The following is a 24,043-nucleotide window of genomic DNA, read 5'->3' on the forward strand; positions in this document are numbered from 1 at the left end:
GGAGCGCTGTACATTCTTGGTTCTATGTTCGATATCTCCAAGAACTCTATGAATATTGTACTAGAAGTTATAGTTCAGTAGTTCGACATATAATTACAATTTCCCTGAATTTACTTATACTTCCCATATATTACTTTTAGTGCTTTGTTGGATATAATAACAAATTAAAACTCTAAAAGAAATGGAGGGTTAATTTATTATTATGACGGAGAATAGTGGGCTCGATCCCATGACCTCTTCGCTGCAAGACATTGAACGCCTCCATCTATCTTTAATAGAATAGGCTTTCATATTTATAGGCTCATCATAATAATAAATTGATAAGATTAACAGGGTAAAAGTATTACGATGACTATTCTACTGCTCGCGACGTTGTCCTGTTAAAATAACTAACGCCGGTGTCATAACAGCATATGACTACTGGCATTTGGCATCTACAGAATATTTATATGGGTTCCGCTTCAATCGCCAAAATTCAACCAAGGGCTCAAAATGATGAACTGACGACCTAATATTCCTAAATTAATCATTTTTTCACTCCATTATTTTGCCAGGAAAGCCGATATCCACCGAGGAAACGTTTTGAAGGGCTTTTGATTATTTTCTTAACGGTGAAAATAACACTCAATTCAAAAACCTGCCAATGATATCATTTAAAAATGATTTGATTACAGATATATCTATGATATATGCCTTTCCAGCTTTCGGATCCCCGTTTGATGTAATCCCTAAAAATCGTACATTCCAAGCATTGAGTGTCTCATAAGAGTGGACGAAAGCGGGTCCCCCGCTCATCCCTTGTAAAGAATGAAAGAATGCACGAGTTTCTTCAGTTCCTTCACCGAATTGAGTTTGTTCAGGATCTATGAAGACGGCGTGAATATCATTTTCGACTCCACCGTATTGAGTAAAATAAGTTATGTGGTTGTACATAATTGTATGTACATTCTTAAAATAATCATTTCCAGGATAAAGATACTCTAGCCTATCTTCAGGAACCCCTACTAGGATAACTTGTGAATGCTCATCTATCCTCGTGAAACTACCTGGAAATAAATCTGTAAACGATCGTTTTGTATCTTTCAATGCATCACTTTCCACTCTAAAGGCAGCTAAATCATTGAATTTATCTGCATGCAAGAACTGAAGTTTTAATTGAACAGTCTCATTATCATTTTTAATATCAGTTTTTTTTGAGGGAACTAGTACTGTATAGTTCTCTTTATCAGTTTCTCTTACACAGTGTTCATTTGTCACCACAAAGCAAGCCCCTTTATACTTAATAAAGGAAACGGAACCTTTAGGCTCAGGATGATTATTATTTATGTAGAACAATCTCGCCTGTTTGGATAAGACTGTATTCCCAACGTTTTTTCGATATTCGCTGATATTTTTAGAATATTTAAATGCATAATTAAATTGAAATTCTTTGATCAATTTATCAAATAACTCATTGGCGTTTTTATCATTTAATTTCTTCAATTTGTCACCTACAATTTATTTGAAATGTGGAGAAAGAGTTATTTAAAGGAATTCCTGCAAATAAAGTGTTTTATGCAGACCGTAGAGATGTCTTCATTTGTATTTTAAATCTATGTTACTATTATCGGTTTTTATAATTGCAAATTATAGGTCTAAATACCCAACAAATAGAGCAACCGATTGTTTTTTCGGCTGCTTGGTGTCTTATTGAGTTATCGTTTCCCGTCAAAATTTCTTTTAAACGAATAATTTGGAGTTTGAACAAAAACGAGCCTCTCTGTACGATCTGGTTACGCACGAGGTCAAAAGCATCAAAAAGCCCAACAGGAGGTCGCTCTACTATGAAGTTTAAGGCACAAGACAAGCAAAGAAAAGCCGCAGGGATGCTTTCCCATACGGCTCTTCTTAATACTATCAATATTATCCTACGGGGTCAACAACTTACTCACATGCTATCCCATCTTCATTTTTTTACTATCAACACTGGCCTTTGCTTGTTTCACGATACTATCAATTGAGATTATTTTATCGGCTCAATCCTCACCGATTCAGCTGCAGTTAATCAAATTCATCATTAGTAGATATGTTTTACTCGCAGGTTTCTGAAATACTTACTTACAACAGTTCAATCACGGCACCAAGGCTCTTAACATAAATTTCATTTCACCCTTGAGTCGATCTAAGTTCGAGTATAATTACAGAGTCTCATAATTAGAACGGACAAAAGAGGGATACCTAAGCATCCCTCTTCCTGATTGTTGATCGTTGAAAATGAAACTACAAGTTAAACCTCGATTTCGTCACTGAAAACATGGACTTCTACATTGTTTTTCAACAGTATCTCGAACATTGCCTTGTATGGTTTTCTCTGCTTCCCAGCGCAAGACTTTAAATCTCATACCGTAGTACTCTTGTAGTCGCTGCCATACTAGAGCAAACGCGGATAATGATATCCCCTGTGAACATTTGCTTCGAATTTCTTCACAATAGTAACGAGTAACGCGACGTTACCAGTCACTTAATCCCCAATTTATCACGATATTCTAAATTAATATGCCAAAGTTCTTCGATTGGGACAATATTTCTTGCTCGATTGGATATTGAATCTCCCTTTGCCCACAAATAAGGATAAATTAAAATCCCCTTATCACTATTGAGCTTTTGTACATCTTCAACCCAATCATTCCAACGAAAAGTTTCATAAAATTGTGTTAAATCACCATAAAATGCCCAATTAATAAAATCAGAGTATTGCATTTCTAGCCCTTCCCATTCTAAAGTATCAGGGGCAAGATAAAAAATTTCTCCCTTTTCGCCTTGAAATGCTCCTCCATTCAATGCATAAAAACCACCCACTGCGTCGTCAGCTACTAAAATCGCTGAAGATAATCTACCTGTTTTACCACTTGAGTCAATTTTATTCCAATCAATCAAATCTCGAGAGAACAATTTACTTCCGGAGCCAATTATCCGTAGCCAACCATTCTCAACCAAAATACCTCCAGTGTGATAAGCAACTGTACCTAACAAGGATTTTGTTGTGATTTGTAATTTATGAATTACATTAGACGATAACTGTTTATTTACAGAAAGAATCTCAACTTTATTTGTTGATGTAGAAGCCCATTCATTCAATAATAACCAAGTAGAATCTGATTCAAGAATTAATTCATTTATAGATCTCATATATATCTCCTTTGTAAAATTTAACTGGATTCTCAGTAGCTTAATCTACAATTTTAATTTTTATTTTGGTTCCATTAGAATACTTTCTTAACTGATGTCCCATTGAAGAACCCGCTCCTCTATTATGAGGTTGAGAAATAGCTCTAATACTTGCACCATGCCCACCTTCCTTAAACATAGCAGGAGGATATTCATCTAAATCTTTACCTGGAACTTTTTTATGTCCTTTCAACGAAGCCTTCCTATTCTCTTTTGCCCCATTACGGTCAATTGTTAAAGTGTCAGGATGGCCTTTCTTGATAGCATCTTCAATATGTTTTGCCGCTTCAGGATGCTTACTCCTAGAAACAGTGCACACAGGACAATTGGCATTATTTTTAGTTAAAGGCCTAAGCATTGAACCGATATTATCACCGGCCATAGCTCTATCCATATACTTAGGTGTAGAGGCCTTCTTTGTAACTTTCTTTTTAACAGCCGATGCGACCTTTTTAATTACATTTGTTACTTTTTTAGTTGCACTAGCTGCTTTTTTAGTTGTTTTAACTGCCTTCACAACTTTACCAGCAGCTCTAGCTCCATGAATTGCAGCAGATGCTGCACCAGTAGGATCAGCGAAAGAAGCTACACTCAGAGCTACCATACCTGCATTCGCTAATGATGGTTTCTTAGCAAATGCTGCTATATCTGCCGCTAAGAAAATAGCATCCACAATCCAATGACCCGTAGGATCAGTATAACGGATTGGATTGTTATGTCCATACGTATACAGATTCAAACTTAGTGGATCGTTTTGTTCACCATCATACGTATCCTCAGACATAAAGCGAGCAATCTTTGGATCATAGTACCGTGCATTTAAGTAATACAAACCGCTCTCATCATCATACTGATATCCAGCGTAACGAATTGAGTTATTGACTGTACCAGTCTGGCTAGTTAAATTACCAAATACATCATAGGTATACGTTGCGGCGATAGTCCCATTATCCTGTACAAGTGCAGTTACATCAGCATGTCCATTATACAGGTAACTATAAATTATACCGTTTGTTTTTCGAGATATCAGGTTAATACCATAAAGATTACGAGCAGATTCCTGGCCTGTTTCATTTAACTCTAATACAACTTTATCATCATCATTGTATAAATACGAGGTCGTGATGCGATTAGCTGTTTTCACTACACGCTGACCATCACCATTATACGTATAAGTTGCACTACCGCTACCTGATGTTACTTTAACTAATTGGTTAAACACATCATATTCGTAATGTGCAATGCCATTTGCAATATCCGAGATATTAGGATTCTCATTTTCTTGACCGCTAATAACCATTCCAAACGATGGGTCTGGTGGGTTTAAAGGATCGATTAAATTACGAATCTCCGTAGTCTTCGTGAGCATATTGCCATTGTTATCATAGGTGTATTTATATTGTTGAGTTTCACCAGAGGTCTTAACCTCTGTCGTTGACAACAGACGGTTACGTTCATCGTACTTATAGCTAGTGACTTTTAAGTTGCCGCTTGCTGTTAATTTTTCCTGCGATCGATTACCTGCATGATCATAGGTATACTCTGTTTTCTTACCATCCGGCTCCTGTATGGTCCGTACACGGTTTAATTTATCATATTGGAATGTAGTTGTCCCTTTATTTGAATTGTTGACAACTTCATTCTTTGTTAGTTGATTATTACCGGCATCATAGGTATACGAGTAGGAGTCAATTAACGCGCTCGCTTTATAGTTATTTAAAATTTTCAGTTGCTTGTCAGCAAAATAAATATACTCTTCCTTAATACCATTTGGATAATAAATGTAATGCTGACTGCCATCCGCATAGTATTCATAAGTCGTCGGTTGGGCGCTTCCATCTTTAACTTGTACCAATCGATCTGTCTTATCAAGTACTTTTGTTGTGATGTTTCCCTTCGGGTCTGTAATGACGTCTGCAACAAATCCTGTTGAATAGCCAGTTGTAACATCATGCAAGAAAGTAGTTGTTCCTATTCCTGGAACTGTCTTAACGATGACCCTTCCCAATTCATCATACACTTGCCGTGTTACCCCTGTGCCATCAGTCATCGTAAGCTGACGACCAACATTATCATAGGTATATTTGATTTGGCGTTGATTTTCTGGGACATCTACCTCTGTTCCAGTTACTGTCTTAGTCAGCAAGTTATCATGAATATCATAAACGTATGTTGTAACATTTCCATTACGATCAGTGGACGTCATGAGCTGCCCATTTGGTAAATAGGTTTTAGACTCTACTCTTGCCGAGATGTAAGAATAATTACCTGGTTGACCAATTCGTCCACCATCATCTATTCTTTTTATCTCTTTGTCACTTACATTGTATTCATAAGTAAGCGTATGCCCATTTCCATCTTTTTGGGTTAACAAGTTTCCATTCAGATCATAAGTATACGATGTTACCTCACCAAGAGCGTTAGTTACTGAAGATATCTTACCAAGTTCATTATACGAATACCTAACAGTACTTCCATTGGCATCAGTCTTACTTGCAAGTTGACCAGCATTGTTATACGACTGGTAATCTGTATCCCCTTCTTGATTAGTGGTAGTAATCTGACGATTATTCTTATCAAAACTGAATTTGGTAATACGATTCAAAGCATCGTAGGATGCAATCTGTGAATCACTCGAATTATATTCTAACTTCTCCGTAATCACACCATTAGCATCTACCGTAGCAATTTTCCTGTTACGTTCATCGTATACGGTTGTACTGCGGTTCCCAATCCAGTCCTGTTCCCAAGTGCGATTTCCATTTAGATCATAGCCGTAAGTAGTCGATTGCGTTGTTTTCTTTCCATTAAGATCCGTTACTTCTGTCTTTGTTTCAACGAGTTGATTTAATTTATCGTATATCTTCTCTGTTGTACTGCCATTTGCATCCGTTACAAAACGGATATTTCCATTCTTATCATAGCTTGTGCTTTCGGTGTTAGCCTCTGATCCATCAATACGCTGTTCCGTTTTACTTCTTTGATTACCTAATTCATCATAAGTGTAAAGTTGTACAAGACCATCAGAGAATTGGCTCTCTACCAACCTGCCCATGACATCGTACTGATTGTTTTGAATATAAGTATCAATGGTTTCGTCGCCTGGTTCAACCTGCGTGCGGATCTGACCATATGCATTATAAGATTTGGTCGAGACATTACCATTTCCGTCGGTTTCACTTATCTCTCTACCACTTAAATCATATAAGAACGATTGAATGATTCGTTCTTGAGCTGACGCTGATGAACGAATTGTCTTTGCAATAATATGACCTTCATCATCATATTTGGTGCCATTAATAATTCCCTTAGCATCCGTAGTTTTAATCAGGTTGCCAATCGCATCATACTCAAACTTTTGTGTCCAAGAAAGTCCACGTTCTTTTCCAACGGCATCTAAACTTGTCACTGGCAGATTAGCTGCATTATAGGTCTTAATTGTACCGTATCCACTTTTTATTTTTGCATCGATGGTGTCCCCTGTACCAGCTAAGATCCCTTCTCCATCTAACTCTTTAATCACATTTCCGTTAGCATCATAGAGATATGCTTTAGTTACAACTTCTTTAGGAACATTGATCCATCCAAAAGTGGAAAGATTGATACGTTGCTCATTGAAGATTTCTTTAATAAACTTTATACGCCCCATTGAATCATAATTGTATTCGGTACGGCTAAGTTTATTAATTGGTTTGTTTGAATAGCTATTTGGTAATACCGCAGCAATTTTTCTACTCGCATAATCATATGCGAAAAATTCTGTTCCTCCCATTGCATCAATTTGCTTAATGAGATTCCCTCTGCCGTCATATTCAAACTTCGTGACGTTACCATTTCCATCTGTTGTTGTTAACGGTTTGTCATCCCAATCATAAGTAGTGGAGTTTATGATTACAGTTGGTTGTCCATAATCATCAATTCCTGTCTTGGTAACGGCTAAAACATTACCATCCTCATCGTATTTAGATTCTGTTGTCTTTCCATCTGGGGTCGTCAGTACGGTGTTACGGCCTTCCAGATCATACTCGTAGGTTGTAACTATATTTGTAATGCTGTTATCATCAAATGAATTTCCTGTCAAATCTCCACTACGAACCTGCTGTATCATTTTTACTGGCTTGCCAAGGTCATTGTTTTCAAACTGAGTTACAATCTCCTCTTCAAGACCAACAGCTACAGCCTTACGGGTTACGACCCCATCCTCATTGTATTCGAATGTAGTCTTCTCTCCTGAACTCGATTCTGTCTTTGCCACAGTTCCATCAGAATTATAGGATGTGCTATCCCATATCACTCTATCGTCGGAAGGAACTACCTCTGGTTCAACAGGATCTTTACCTGTCTTGGTTTTAAGTAACTTGCCATTACGATCATATTCGTAACCCGTATACTTATATTTATCTGACGAGAAAGGAGTCCACATTTTAGACAACAGATTTTGACCGTTATATGCATAGATTGTTTTATTACCTTTTGCATCAGCTTTAGACTTTACAAGATCATTCGGGTAATACTCAGTCGTAAGAATCGTACCATCTGGCTGTTTTTTTGATATTTCCTGTTCATTGTCGTCATATATCCAGGTTGTCACCGCGGTTTCTTTCGCATTTAGATAAACCGTTTGGACCTTCTGGGAACGACCACCAGTTAGTACTGAATAAGTATAAGATTCAATTGGAATCGCAACACTTCCAAGTTTCTCTTGGAATGTCTTCTTCTTAGGCCGATTCATTACATCATATTGATAGGTATATATACTACCATTAGGTTTTGTTTCCGTTAGCACATTTCCATAAAAATCATAAGTATAAGAGGTAACGTATCCTCTAGCATCCGTCACTGAGGAAACTAATCCATTGGACTCGTAAACTGTTCGGATACCAACATTATTATTTTTGTAAATGTACGTAGGTGTAGTATCTAATGTACCATCTTCAGATGATTTATAAAGATTTGGCGATACTTGTTGTACTGGTCGACCATTAATGTCGTATTCCGTGAATGTCGTTTCACCATTATCACCAATGGTTTTGATAAGTCTTCCGATATTGTCGTATACATAGGTTGTTACAAAACCTTCTGGTGATTTTTCCGACTTCTTCCAACCGATGTCATTGTATGTGTTTGTAGTCACATGGCCATATTCATTCTCGGTAAGACGGTTTCCAAACTTATCATAGGTGTAACTTTTTACTCCACCCTCTGGATCCGTTTCGGACTTTAATAAGCCTTTAGCTCGGTAACCTAACTTCGCTGCTTCTGCATCACTGTAATATTCATAGCCAGTAATCGCAAATTTAGTTTGATAGGCTTCATTGCTATAAACATCTGTTCCATTAAGAGGGATAGCCTTTTTTACAAGATTTACTTTGTTATCATCGTAAACATAGTACGTATAATGTCCAAGCTCATCACTTTCACTTATGAGATTGTTCTTATCATCATATACAAAATTACTCGTACTATTGTCTGGATTGATGATTTGAGTAATATTTCCATTCACATCACGAGTATAAGTTGTCTTATTTCCGTAACGGTCTGTAATAGATTTCTCTTCACCAAATTTGTTATAGCCACTTTCATCATTGTAGTATTCAACAAGTGTGACTAAACCATCTGGATCTTGCGACTTAATAACATAACCTGCAGCGTCATACCATTTCGTTGTTGTACGACCAGCCAAATCCTTCATTGCTGCGCTTTTATTTGTTTCATCATATGTGTACTTCGTTACGTTGTGGTTTGTATCCGTATACTTGATGACCTTGTTTTGATCAATACCCCCTGAGCGATCATACTCAAGTGATTCTAGTGTATTTCCTGACCCATCTTTAATAGCAGTAATATAGTTTTGCGAATCATAGACATAACTAGCAGTTAATTGACCATTCGTATCATATACTTTTTCAAGTCTATTGGAAGCATCATATTCATATCTTACAACTCTACCAATAGGATCTGTAATGGATGTAATATACCCGGCAGCGTTATAGGAAATGTTAAAGATTCTACCAACTGTATCTGTTATTTTTGTAACTTTACCCGAAGAATTGACAACAATATTTAGCCTATTTCCTTGTCTATCCTGCATCCAAGTCAAATACCCGTTATAGTCAAAACCATACGTATATTGATCCTGAGTTGTTAATAAATGCGTACCATCCGATTTCTTGACTAATACACTATGAGAATCATTTGCAGTATAGGTCCCATCACTATTTTTAATAAAAACTTGAACCCCACCGGTTGGGAGCTTAACAACTTTCAACGTTGATGGACTCGTAGAATCATCTCTTACAGAGCCTTCAAATCCGAAAGTCCACCCTCTACCAAAACCAGAGGTTGTTTTATCATCTTTAGAATTGTAAGAACGGCTGATGTTTACAGTGAAACCAGGAGCTTCTACACTCATATCGTTTACTGTTTTACCATATCCACCTGATGCGATACTTACCCCTTCTTCACCGAAGTGAATAGCTTCCCATAGTTGTTTGGATATGGACGCAGCTAACGTAACAAACATTGAATCTTTAGTTGAACTTTCAATTGAAGTTACTGGGACGAGATCTTTCTTAATCGGAGATTCTGTTTCTATACCTAATAAAGCTTTCTCCGCATTTACCCATCCATTTGTTAATACTTTTTCAGCTAACTCACTTTGTTTGCTAACATTTGAACTAATTCTATGAGCAACATCTGATGCAGATAGATCAGGGTATTTACTCATAACAAGAGCAGCTGTACCTGTAACAAAAGGAGCAGCTATACTTGTCCCACTAACAGATTCGTACTTACCATCAGGTAATGTTGTTAATACATCTACACCTGGAGCTGCTACATCAACTGTATTGCCAAAGTTAGAGAATGATGCAAGTTCCCCTTTGTTGTTAATTGCAGCTACAGAAAGAAGATTAGGCAGGTTATACGCTGCCGGATAAATAGGTTTAGTATTTAAATCATTGCTATCATTACCTGCAGCTGCAACAAATAAGATACCGCTCGAAGCAATTGCATCTTTGAGCGCCGGATTATTATCCGGTCCTCCAAAACTTGCGTTTATGATGCTAACTCCCATTTGCTTAGCATACTCAATTGCTGCAATTGCATCGGAAGTATAACCAGTACCTTTATTTATAAATTTCAAAGGTAAAATTTTCACCTGAGGAGCTACACCAATGATGCCCACATCATTACCCTCTGCTGCAATAACACCAGCAACCTCTGTGCCGTGTTTATCACTTGAAGAGGAATCAAATAGGGTTGCATCATTATTGACAAAGTCAAACCCATTAACATCGTCGATAAATCCATTACCATCATCATCAATACCGTTGTCAGGTATTTCATTCTCATTAATGAATATGTTATTCTTCAAATCCGGATGATTAATATCAATACCTGTATCAAGTACCCCTACTAATACGGAAGAGGCTTCCATGGTATCTTTCCATGCTTGTTCAGCTCCGATATCTACTCCAGTTTTACCTGATTTTTGACCCGAATTATTTAGGCCCCACTCGTCTTTATAACGTGGATCATTAGGTAGACTAGAAACCGTTAATTTATAATTGGGTTGGACAAATTCTACATTTGTATCTTTCTTCAGCTCTGAAATGGTTTTATTTAAATCATCGGATTCCCCGATTTCCATTACAGAAACTCTAGACTTCTTATAATATAATTTCTCATTAAATTTAGTTAATTTTAGCTTTTCTTTTAATTTTGATTGAACGCTCGACACATCTTTAATACCTTTATATTTGACTAAAATCTCACTTTTATGAACCGGCTCTGCCGTTTGAGCCTTGGAGGAATTCAAAACTCGTGATGATGCTGTTGAAGCTTCAGCATGTAAATCTACTAGACCTACGTTTAAAAGCATGACTAAAACCAGGAACTGTATTCCGGTTTTATATATAAGTTTTTTCATATAAACCTCCTATTAAATTATTCGAATATGTTTGATCTTGCTGGACTTTCAATAACGCTATAGGTTATTGGCGAACCACCTGAAACTTTTGCTTTCATGGCAATACTATTAATTACCCCTGACCAGGATTCGTTTGATGCAATGACTTGGTCGGATGTAAAGACAATATTACCAGGCGTAAACTCTGTAACCGTAATGCTGGAGTTTGGAATTCTACCAACGGTCAATTCTTTCGAGCTTGTCCAATTAGAAAGATCAGTTATTTCAATAGCATTAGGATCATAGTTTACTTTGAGTGTATATCTAGAGAAATCCATAACATCCTTACCAATAAGGCTAAGGTCGACACTTGTAGACTTAACTAGCCTTGCTGTCATGGTATTGTTTAGAATATATCCACTCCAAGAACCTGTACCACTTAAGTTAATTGTGCGTATACGGTACTTACGTTCGGTGCCTTTAGCTACCCCTCGATGAATAAATTCGGATTTTTTACCTGTACTTTTGATGACACCATCAACCTCAATGTCATATCGAATCGCAGTCGGATCCGCTTTCCATTGGATTTTTACAATCCCTGTACTTGCAGAAGACACGTTAATGTCCTTTGGAATTTCCGGTTTATCAGGCAAGGTAACCTTAATTGCACTACTCCAATCCCCCACTACAGCATCCGTTCGTGCACGAACACGATAACGGTGGTAAGTAAACGGATCTAATAAACTATCTACATAAGAAGTGGATGTGAAATTATCTACAATGACTGAGCCATCAAGCTCCACATCGTATCCCGTTGCCCCTGTGACAGGATCCCAACTAATCGCCACATTTTTATTAATGGCTATTGCTTTAATATTCGTTGGAACCGCTGGTTTTGCAGGTAGGGTTTGATAAGTCAAATCAGATGTCCAAGAGCTTGTACCACTCTGATTCATCGCACGGATACGGAAAGAATAAATGGTATCAGGACTTAAGTTTGTCTGGCTGTATTGCGGTTCCGTAACCGTATAAAGCTGTCCATTAACCTGCACTTCATACTTAGTGGCGCCTGTCACAGCATCCCATTTCAATAGGATACTCTTATCCGTCAACTCATCTTGAAAATTATCTGGCGTACTTAAGAGATAAGTGGTTACATTGATGGTATTACTCCAATTACTTGCACCTATTTCATTAACGGCTCGAATCAGGTACTCATGCGATGAACTTTCTTTCAATCCGTAGAACGTAACCGTTGTAATATCAGATAGAACAGTGACTACCCCATCTGCCTTTACTTCGTAATAAGACGCATCGAGCAATTCATCCCATCTTAAGGTTGCTGTGGTATTATCCAAAGAGGCAAGAGAAATAGTTGGTGCTGAAGGTGTAGTACTCTTGGTATTAATATACTGAATTGGACTCCACGCACTCGTACCGCCGGCATTCATAGCTCTTACTCGATAAGCATGTTGAGACGATACTTGTAATTTCTTCTTGATAAATGATGTAAGCATACCCGTAGAAACGACTTGACCATCCCATTCCACTTCATAACCAAAAGCATTGGGAACCGCACCCCATGATAACGTTATAGACTTCGTGGTAGCTGTTGCAGTAATGCTTGTAGGTGTTGCAGGAGCTACTAGCAGGGTACGAGTAGTGATTGGTTCGCTCCAGTCACCAGCAATATCTTGTTTCAGGGCCCTTACCCGATAGAAATGGACAGTATTTGATGACAGGCCTTTATGAACGTATGATAACTTCTGCCCATTTTTCACGAGGCTTTCTTGTCCATCAATTTCAATCTCATAACTCGTAGCTTCCGATACAGGAGCCCAGCTAAGTGTAACTTGGCTGCTTGTTGGCTTTACTTTCAGGTTCTTTGGTGCATCTGGCGGAATAAGGATTGTCCCCACCTGTTCAACATTTGACCAATTCGAACTCACACCATCCCCATTAATGGCTCTAACTTTAATGGCATAATGCTTATGAAGATCAAGTTTGGATAACTCTAGAGTCTTTGAGTCAATTAAAAAACTAGTAGGCTCATCAATCCATTGCCCTTCTGAACTCAGATACTTAGAACCTGAGCTTATTTGATACCTGGTACCTTGGGCATTTCGATCTGTAACCGTTAGTTTAGGTACTTTGACTCCATCCGTTTGCACACTAATTATTGGAGTCTCAGCAAGTGTGAATACCTTTTTATTGACCGTATCAATTTGACCGTTTGCTTTCTTTACATCTAAAGAAATCGGGTATTGCGTATTTGGTGTTAAATTCGACGCCGTAAACTCCGCGCCTGACTGCAGTGAGCCTTGCATTGCTGTTTTGTTACGTTGCAAATCCCGATAGAAGAAAACAGGGCGATCTTTAGCAATTGCGTCTGTTTGATTCTGAAGAACAACGGGTATTTCTGCATTACCTGCAGTCTGATTTGTTATGGTTGTTGGTGCTGACCAGGTTGTACCGTCAAAGGTTAATTGTTTAATATTGGTCGATGTTGTACTGATAGTTGGATCAACACCTGAATATAAAACATACAACCTTCCATTAGCATCGCCAGTTATGACAGGGTTAATTTGGCTATAAGTGTTTCCTGTTGTAAGTTTATCCTCAACTATACTCCAACTAGCCCCACCATCAATAGATTTATTTATCCGGATATTCGAAGCATTTCTTTCATTGGGGTCAGTAGAACTCCATACTACATATTCAGTGTTTCCATTTACATAAACTTGATGGTTACCAATTGAATAGCTAGAGGATGTTCCAAAAATGTTTTTACTAGACCAGCTAGTACCATCCCAAGAATATTGATATAAATAATTATTACTAATATAACTATTCGAGTGCTTAGCAATTATAGCTGGTTTACCATTAACAATAATTACTATCGGATTAGTTTCAGTCTCGGTAGAAGAGCTTCTCGTAATTTTAGTGTTTTGTGACCAATTCAAGCCTCTATCAGTACTACTCGCGAAATATATATCGGTATAAGATATTGTACTAGTCCATGCAGCATAGACATTCCCACTGATATCAGCTTCAATACTAACATTTGACACTTGCGGACTATCGTATAAAGCACTGTTGTCAAGAGTAATTGTATTGCTTAGAATATTTTCGTTAGTTTGAAGAGTTGAATCAAATGAGAAAGCTCGGATAGTTTTTCCATAACGAATAATTCCAATAATTTGATTTCCAACTGAAGTTATAGCTGGAGCTGATACTATATTATCTATATCAGAGAGGTAAGCTAGCTGAGACCAGTTCTTACCTTTATCTTTTGAAACTTCAAATATTACTCCTGTATATGGATCTCCTGAATATGCAGCTATGACCCACCATCCATTCGCTAATTGAACGATCTTCTTACCACCTGAAGTTCCAACATTAAGTGGAATTGAATAGTTTACCGTTGAATTAAGATCCTCATAGGTGGTTAGCCAGTCACTAGATAGATTTCCAATTGTAAATCGATAAGGCTGAACTGCAAGTTCACTTGGATTTACGGCATTTTGCGTTCGTAGATTGATACTCGTTTCCGTAATATTTGTCGACAAAGGATACTCAAAGGCACCATCCGTGACACTAAAATTCACGGTACTTGTACTCGTTTGACTTGAAGTACTTACTACGACTTTTATGGAGTGTTGGCCATTAGAAAGACTTGTTTTCGGTATTCCTTGGAATACTACTTCTTTTATAGCCTCATTCAATACAATATCGTTTTGTTCCAATGGTTCTGAATTGTTATCCAAATAGGATTTGACAAGAACACTTTCATTAAGCGATCCTCTAACTACTGCTTTATATGTAACATAATCTTTTGGCACATTTGTTACACTAGAGTTCAGTACCACTGGTGTTGTTCTGTTCGTTTTATCTCCAATTCCTAATTGACCATTAGAATTATGGCCCCATACCTTTATAGAACCATCATTAAGGGTTGTTAATACATGACCATTGCCCATAGTTAAAGACTCCAGATCTTCAAACCCGTTGATAAAAGTTGGAGTATTTCGTGTAACTAGGTCACCTACACCTAGTTGCCCTGATGTGTTAATCCCCCATGTATAAATACTTTTACTAGCAGTAATGGCGCTGGAATTTGAAACACCAGCAAAGATTTTCACTACATTACTAAGGTTAGTAATTGGTGTAGGCGATAATTTGGAGGTCGAATTTCCCAAACCAAGTTGACCTGAACTATTCAGTCCCCACGCTTGAACTCCTCCATTTTTCGTTAAAGCTAAAGAATATGACTCACCTGCTTCTACCTGAACCACATTTTGTAGTCCTGGCACTTTAATAGGTCGCAATTGTGAGGTTGTGTTTCCTTGCCCTAATTGTCCACTTTCATTAGCCCCCCAAGCTAACACAGTTCCATCATCCATGAGGGCTAGAGAGTGATTCGTTCCAACTGAAAGGTTAGATACTTTGCCGGCAAAACTTGAAAAATCAACTTTGGTCGGTGAAGTTCTATTTGTAGTATCTCCTAACCCTAATTGCCCTGCGCTATTACTTCCCCAAGCAGATATACTTCCATCACTTACAATTGCAAAAGATGCATTCTTACCTGTAAAGATATCTTTAGCATCTTTTAAAGTGGGAACAACAATTGGCGAATAATGAGGATTAGTCTCTCCTGCCCCTAATTCACCTGCACTGTTTTGACCCCAAGCATAGACTGTACCATCTTGTGAAAAAGCGAAGACTTGCGTTCCCCCAACAACTAGTTTTGTTATATTATTCAAATTTGGAATCAGTGTGGGGGTTGTTCTATCGACAGTATCTCCTAAACCTAACGTTCCAGAACTATTACTCCCCCAACTATAGACTTGACCATTTAATATCATATAAGAGCTTTTAGATTGCGGCCCTGAATAAACTTTAACCGAATTGTTATTAACCTGGGAATCCACTCCAAAAGGGTAGGTTCCAACTTGTATATCAGTCATATTGGTGAAGACCTTTACATTGGTGCCACTTCCAATAGTTCCACCTAATTTTCCGTAGATGTTGTTTCCCGCAGCATACAATTTTTCATCCGCTGTTTGTAAGAATATAGAATTCTCTCCGCCGCCAACAATATGCGAAATGTTTGCATTAATGGAAAGAGTAGTAGGCGAATATCGATCAGTTAGATCATTTAGTCCTAGTTGTCCCTTATCATTTCTGCCCCACACTTTAATGGTGTTATCGTTTAACAAAGCAATGGAACTCATATATGCAGTAGATATTTCTTTAACATTTGATAATCCTGGTATAATTGTTGGCGTGCTTACACTATAGACTGTACTACTATTAATACCTAACTGGCCTACCACGTTAGATCCCCATGACATAACAGTGCCGTTGTCCATTAAAGCTAATACTTGGCCGCCCCCATTTGTTTCTATTCTCGAGACACTAGCCAGATTTGGAATTATTGTAGGTGCTGAAAGTTTAGTAACAGCACCTCCCATACCTAAGGCTCCAGAATCATTACTTCCCCATGCCTTGACCGTACCATCATTTAATAATGCATATGCACTATACGATCCTGCAGCAATTTGTTTTACGTTTGATAATCCCGGTACTAGAGTAGGAGTATACGTACCCATGTCAGTATTATTCCCCCACACCATTACGGTACCATTATTGAGCAAGGCCAATGCAAATTGAGCACCTGCAGCAACCTGCTTTACATTGGTTAGTCCATTCCCTCTTGCATAATCTCCCCAAGATCTAAGTGAACCATCTTTTAATATTGCATAAGATTGGAGTGACGATCCTGCTATACTTTTTACATCAGTAAGATTGGGAATTAGCTGATTTCTACTATAACTGGAAGATATATAACCAAGTCCCATAGTACTGTAACCACCATCATTTCCTATTGCTTGCACACCGCCTTCTTTGGTTAAGAACAATGAGTAGTTCCCCCATGCAATAACCTTTTGCGGGAATGAAGATGTAGACAGATCACTGCCATATGCTTGTACAACTTTTTCTTCATTGGTAACAATGTCACACAATTGTATTAATAATGAAGAAATCAAGATATACAATAGTAGTCTCCTACCTTTTTTCATCTTAATAACCCTGCCTCTCTCTGTGAAGTTATGAAATATATTTCTAGTACCTATTACCGAGACCTTTCTAATAATCAGCATAAGCGGATACCTATTTAAATTCCTCATCAACATCGTTCGTAATGTCAACCGGTAGGGGACACCGCTAACTTTTACTTTGAGTCTGTTAAATTGCTTGTTGCAATTATCCTTCGTTTGCATACCACCCGATGCCCCTACGGTTCTTCCAGGTTTTGTTAAAAAGTGTTTCTTAAGTAAACCCATTTAAAGTTATTCAAATACAATTGATTTTGCGGGACTTTCAATAACACTGTAGGTTATTGGTGATCCACCTGAAACTTTTGCTTTCATCGCAATACTATTAATTACCCCTGACCAAGATTCGTTTGATGCAATAACTTGGTCGGATGTGAAGACAATATTACCAGGTGTAAACTCTGTAACCGTAATGCTGGAGTTTGGAATTCTACCAACAGTCAATTCTTTCGAGCTTGTCCAATTAGAAAGGTCAGTTATTTCAATAGCATTTGGATCATAGGTTACTTTAAGTGTATATTTAGAGAAATCCATAACATCCTTACCAATAAGGCTAAGGTCAACACTTGTAGACTTTACTAGTCTTGCTGTCATGGTATTGTTTAGAATATATCCACTCCATGAGCCTGTACCACTTAAGTTAATGGTGCGTATCCGATACTTATGTTCTGTACCTTTAGTTACTCCCCGATGAATAAATTCCGATTCACTACCCGCATTTTGAACGGTACCATCAACTTCAACTTCATATCTAATTGCAGTAGGGTCTGCTTTCCACTGTATCTTTACTATCCCAGTACTTGTAGAGGAAACGTTAATGTCTTTTGGAATCTCAGGTTTATCAGGTAAAGTAACTTTTATGGCACTACTCCAATCCCCTTCAACAGCATCCGTTCGTGCACGAACACGATAACGATGGTAAGTAAACGGATCTAATAAACTATCTACATAAGAAGTGGACGTGAAATTATCTACAATTACTGTCCCATCTAGTTCTACATCGTATCCAGTTGCGCCTATTACAGGATCCCAACTGATGGCCACATTTCTATTAATAGCAATTGCTTTAATATTAGCCGGTACAGCTGGTTTTGCAGGTAGAGTTCTGTATGTTAAATCAGATGTCCAAGAACTTGTACCACTCTGATTAACCGCACGTATACGGTAAGTGTAGATGGAGTCCGAGCTTAAGTTTGTTTGATTGTATTGTGGTTCCGTAACCGTATAAAGTTGTCCATTTGCCTGCACTTCATACTTACTGGCGCCGGTCACCGCATCCCACTTCAATAGAATACTTTTATCCGTCAACTCTTTTTGAAAATTGACTGGGGTACTTAAAAGATAAGTTGTTACATTGATGGCATTACTCCAACTACTTGCACCTACTTCATTAACGGCTCGAATCAGGTACTCGTGCGGAGAATTTTCTTTCAGCCCATAGAAAGTAACTGTTGTAATATCGGATAGAACAGTTACTACCCCATCTGCCTTTACTTCGTAATAAGATGCATCAAGCGATTCATCCCATCTTAAGGTTGCTGTGGTATTATCCAATGAAGCAAGGGAAATCGTAGGTGCTGCCGGCGCAATGTTCTTTGTATTGATATACTGAATTGGACTCCACGCACTTGTTCCACCTGCATTCATGGCTCTTACCCGATAAGCATGCTGAGAAGATACTTGTAATTTCTTCTTGATAAATGATGTAAGCATACCAGTAGAAACAACTTGACCATCCCATTCCACTTCATAACCAAAAGCATTGGGAACCGCACCCCATGATAACGTTACAGACTTCGTGGTAGCTGTTGCTGTAATGCTTGTAGGTGTGGCAGGAGCCACTAACAGGGTACGTGTAGTGATTGGTTCGCTCCAATCACCAGCAATATCCTGTTTCAGGGCCCTTACCCGATAGAAATGGACAGTATTAGATGATAGACCTTTATGAACGTATGACAACTTCTGCCCGTTTTTCACGAGGCTTTCTTGCCCATCAATTTCAATCTCATAACTAGTCGCTTCCGATACTGGAGCCCAGCTAAGTGTAACTTGGCTGCTTGTTGGCTTTACTTTTAAATTCTTCGGTGCATCAGGCGGAGTTAGAATCGTACCCACCTGTTCAACATTCGACCAGTTCGAACTTACACCATCCCCATTTATGGCTCTTACTTTGATGGCATAGTGCTTATGAAGATCAAGCTTCGATAATTCTAGCGTCTTTGAATCAATGAGTAATCCCGTTGGCTCTTCAATCCAATTTCCTTCTGAACTCAGATACTTAGAACCAGAGCTTATTTGATACCTGGTACCTTGGGCGTTTCGATCTGTAAACGTTAATTTAGGTACTTTGCCTCCATCCGTTTGAACACTAATAATTGGAGTCTCAGCAAGTGTGAATACTTTTTTATTGACCGTATCAATTTGACCGTTTGCTTTTTTCACATCTAAAGAAATCGGGTATTGCGTATTTGGCGTTAAATTCGAAGCCGTAAACTCCGCGCCTGACTGCAGTGAGCCTTGCATTGCTGTTTTGTTACGTTGTAAATCCCGATAGAAGAAGACAGGACGATCTTTTGCAATTGCATCCGTTTGATTTTGAAGAACAACAGGCATTTCTGCGTTGCCTGAGGTTTGATTAGTTAATGTTGTTGGTGCTGACCACGTTGCTGACCAAATTGGGCCATCCAAAGTCATTTGCTTTATATTGGTTGATGTTGTACTAATTGCTGGATCGACACCGGAATATAAAACAAATAACTTACCATTAGCATCACTAGTTATGACTGGGTTAGATTGATTGTATGTGTTTCCAGTCGTTATTTTATCCTCTATATTCCAAGTAGCCCCTGCAGTAGAAGATTTAATAAATCGAATGTTTGTAGCATTTTTTTCACTCGGATCACTAGAACTCCATACCACATATATATTACTGCCATCTACATAAACATAGTGGTTACCTATTGGGTTGGACTGCGCTGTAGCTGTAATATAGGAAGTGGGGCGTGTCCAACTAGTTCCAGTTAATGAATATTGATAAAGATAATTAGTATTATTATTATAAGAAGCCACAAGTTTAACTATTATTACTGGTTTTTGATTGATAAATATTAAAACAGGATTAGAGAAACTCTCTGAAGGATTTTGAGCGGTTACAGCAGAGACTGCAGACCAATTTTTACCATAATCTGTGCTGCTAGCATAATAAACGTCAGGAGAACTTAATCTTTTACCAATCCACGCGGCATGTATAATCCCTTTACTATCCGTTTCTATGCTAAGGTTAGATGTTTGAATGCTATCCTGAAGTCCTGAATCAATAGTCGTTGTAAGATTGAGAATATTATTGTTATCTTGAAGAAGGGCATCAAAAGAAAAAGCTCTAATAGTACTACCATAGCGAATTATCCCACTAATTTGGTTCCCTACAGCTGTAATTGCTGGAGCAGACTTGATATTATCAATATCAACTAAATATGCTAGCTGAGACCAGTTTTTCCCCTTATCTTTAGAAACTTGAAAAATAGCACCTGTATATGGATCACCTGAATAAGCAGCAATTACCCACCATCCGTTAGCTAATTGAACTATCTTCTTGCCACCTGATGTATCAATATTAAGTGGGATTGAATAATTTACTGCTGAATTAAGGTCTTCGGATGTTGTCAACCATTCACTAGATGTATTGTTTATTACAAAACGATAAGGCTGTGCAGCAAGTTCGTTTAAAGTTGTAGCATTCTGTGTGCGAAGCGTAATGCTATCTTCAGTGATATTAGTCAACAATGGATAATCAAATGTACCATCCGTGACATTGAAGCTTACTGTACTATCACTGGTCTGACTCGAAGAACTTACTATGATTTTTATGGTGTGTTGACCATTAGAAAGACTTGTTTTTGGTATTCCTTGAAAAACTACTTCTTTCATTCCACCGTTCAACACAATTTCATTTTGCTCCAATGGTTCCGAACTGTTATCCAAAAAAGATTTCACGAGAACACTTTCGTTATTCGATCCTCTAACTAATGCTTTATATGTAACGTAATCCTTCGGCACATTTGTTACACTAGAATTTATTGATTCCGGTAATGTTCTGTTCGCTTTATCTCCAAGTCCTAATTGACCATTGGAGTTACTTCCCCACGATTTCAATGCACCATCTTTGAATGCTGTTAATACGTGTCCATTACCTAACATCAACGAATCCAAATCATCAAATCCGTTGAGGAGGGTAGGAGTATTTCTTGTTGTTAAATCACCAGTACCTAGTTGCCCCGAAGCGTTATTACCCCACGTATAAATACTTTTATTAGCTGTAATTGCAATGGAAGTTGCAGCGCCGGCGGAAATATTTATTATGTTATTAAGAGTAGTAACTGTTGTTGGCGTTAATTGAGAAGTAGTATTTCCTAATCCAAGTTGACCTGAGCTGTTTAATCCCCATGATTGAACTCCCCCATTTTTCGTTAGTGCCAAGGAGTATGACTCGCCTGCTTCTAATTGAACAACATTCTGTAAACCAGTTACTTTAATTGGTTTCAATTGCGATGTTGTATTCCCTAATCCCAATTGGCCACTTTCATTGCCACCCCAAGCTAAGACTGTTCCATCGTTCATAAGGGCTAGTGAGTGATTTGTACCAACTGAAATTTTAGATACTTTAGCAGAAAAGCTTGAAAAATCCACTTTAGACGGTGATGTTCTATTAACAGTATCATTTAAACCTAATTGACCTGCATTATTGTATCCCCATGCCGATATACTTCCATCACTCATTATTGCAAAAGAAGTATTTTTACCTGTAAATATATCCTTAGCATCTTTTAATAAAGGAAGAACCATCGGTGAAGATTGAGGAGTGGTATTGCCTGTCCCAAGTTCGCCTAGACTATTTCCTCCCCATCCGTAAACCGTACCGTCCTGCGCAAGCGCGAATATTTGGTTTCCTCCAACAACTAATTTAGTTATATTATTTAGACTCGAAATTAAAGTTGGACTGGTTCTATCAACGTTATCGCCTAACCCTAGAATTCCAGAACTATTATTACCCCAACTATATACTTGACCGTTCATAACCATGAATGAACTTTTTGATTGAGGCCCGGTATAAACTTTTACGGAATTGTTATTAACTTGTGAATCGACTCCAAAAGGATAAGTTCCAACTTGTACGTCCGGTACATAAGTAAAGACTTTCGCTATACTACCGGGTCCGCTTCCCCCGAGTTGATTAAGGTTATTAGACCCAGCTGCATACAGTTTCTCATCTGCTGTTTGTAGAAATATAGCATTGGGCCCTACTTCAACTATATGATTAATATTTTCACTTAAAGATACAGTAGTTGGTGCGATTCTATTCGTTTGATCGTTTAATCCTAACTGACCGTTAGAATTATATCCCCAAACTTTAATCGTATTATCATTTAGCAATGCAACAGAACTCATAAACCCTGTATCTAACTCTTTAACGTTTGAGAGCCCTGGGACAGCTACAGGAGCATTTTTACTAGAATCTGTAGAATTAATTCCTAACTGTCCTACATTATTTGCCCCCCATGACATAACGGTGCCATCATTTAATAATGCTAAGGCATGCGTGTATCCTGCTACTATTTTTTTAACATTAGACAAATTAGGAATAGTTGTGGGAGTTGTTAGAGTATTAGTATTACCCATGCCATTTGCACCACTACCCCATGCTTTTACCGTACCATCGTTTAATAAAGCATAAGCACTATACCATCCTGCTGCTATTTGTTTTACATTTGTTAAGCTAGGAACTAAGGTAGGGGTATTTACCATTGATTGTCCGCCTAATACATAGGAATTGGCTCCCCATACCATTACATTTCCATCGTTTAACAAAGCCATTGTATACTGATCCCCTACAGCTATCTGTTTTACATTTGATAATCCAGGAATTAGACTTGGACTAGATCCGGAGCCAGCACCTCCCATCTGATAGAAGTTATTATTTCCCCAGACTTTAACTGTCCCGTCATTTAATACTGCATATGTAGCATATGTTCCGCCTACTATACTTTTTACGTTAGAAATACTTGGAACTGGTTTGTTATAAACGTATCCTGAAGACATATTACCCAGGCCCATAGTGTAATATCCAGAATCATTACCTACTGCTTGAACATGACCATCTTTACTTAAAAACAATGAATATCCTGATCCTGCAATAATCATTTCAGGAGACTGTGAGAATTCACTACCATAATATGCTTTTACAACATTTTTATCGTTAGTCACAAAGTCAAACCCTTGAAAAACTAATGATAAAATTACTATGTACACTAGTAACTTCCTGCCCTTTTTCAAACCAACTTTCCTCCCTTTCTCTCTTTGAGAATTCAACATAGTAGTACATTATACTCTTTATTCCTACGTTTTCCATGTCTTTTAATGTCGTATAAAGTCGAATAACAAATAACTTTACGACAAATTATGTCGAATTATTTATTGTACATTTGATTTATTTCATTCACTAGCAAAGAATTTTCAGAGCTATTAAAAAAAGCCTAGTTCCTGTGATCAGGAACTAGGCTTTTTTTATCTAAATGATACCACCCTTACAAATACATGGACATCCACAAAAATAATATCTCTGTCTTTTTATCGACTCAATTTAATCCACCTTTTCAGCTACTTCAAAATAATCGAACTTCGTTTTGGTTTGAACAAATATTGGAATGACTTTTTGGGTATTTGATAAGTTGGGCAGATATTCAATTTATTCTGTCTATAAGTTATAAGGTAACGCTTGTTTGGAGAAAATTATAATACGTAATGAAAAGGA

General features: G+C 37.8%; 5 protein-coding genes. All 5 read right to left on the reverse strand.

Annotated elements, in window-relative coordinates:
• Nucleotides 1-624: 624 nt before the first annotated feature.
• Nucleotides 625-1,482: a trypsin-like peptidase domain-containing protein gene (locus EV294_RS10520; RefSeq protein WP_165930641.1), complete on the reverse strand. Its 858-nt coding sequence runs from the start codon at nucleotides 1,480-1,482 to the stop codon at nucleotides 625-627.
• A 1,014-nt stretch (nucleotides 1,483-2,496) separates the two neighbouring features.
• On the reverse strand, nucleotides 2,497-3,168 hold the full coding sequence (locus EV294_RS10525) for a DUF2625 family protein (protein ID WP_132306507.1): 672 nt from the start codon (nucleotides 3,166-3,168) through the stop codon (nucleotides 2,497-2,499).
• A gap of 40 nt (nucleotides 3,169-3,208) precedes the next feature.
• Nucleotides 3,209-11,137 (reverse strand): S8 family serine peptidase, encoded by a 7,929-nt coding sequence (locus EV294_RS10530; protein ID WP_132306509.1) that lies wholly within the window; start codon nucleotides 11,135-11,137, stop codon nucleotides 3,209-3,211.
• Between the two features lie 17 nt (nucleotides 11,138-11,154).
• Nucleotides 11,155-17,175 (reverse strand): RCC1 domain-containing protein, encoded by a 6,021-nt coding sequence (locus tag EV294_RS10535; protein ID WP_165930642.1) that lies wholly within the window; start codon nucleotides 17,173-17,175, stop codon nucleotides 11,155-11,157.
• A 294-nt stretch (nucleotides 17,176-17,469) separates the two neighbouring features.
• Entirely contained in the window at nucleotides 17,470-23,565 is a 6,096-nt protein-coding gene (locus tag EV294_RS10540) for an RCC1 domain-containing protein (RefSeq protein WP_165930643.1), read from the reverse strand.
• Between the last annotated feature and the right edge of the window lie 478 nt (nucleotides 23,566-24,043).

It is taken from the genome of Paenibacillus sp. BK033 (assembly GCF_004345425.1).
Classification (GTDB): domain Bacteria; phylum Bacillota; class Bacilli; order Paenibacillales; family Paenibacillaceae; genus Pristimantibacillus.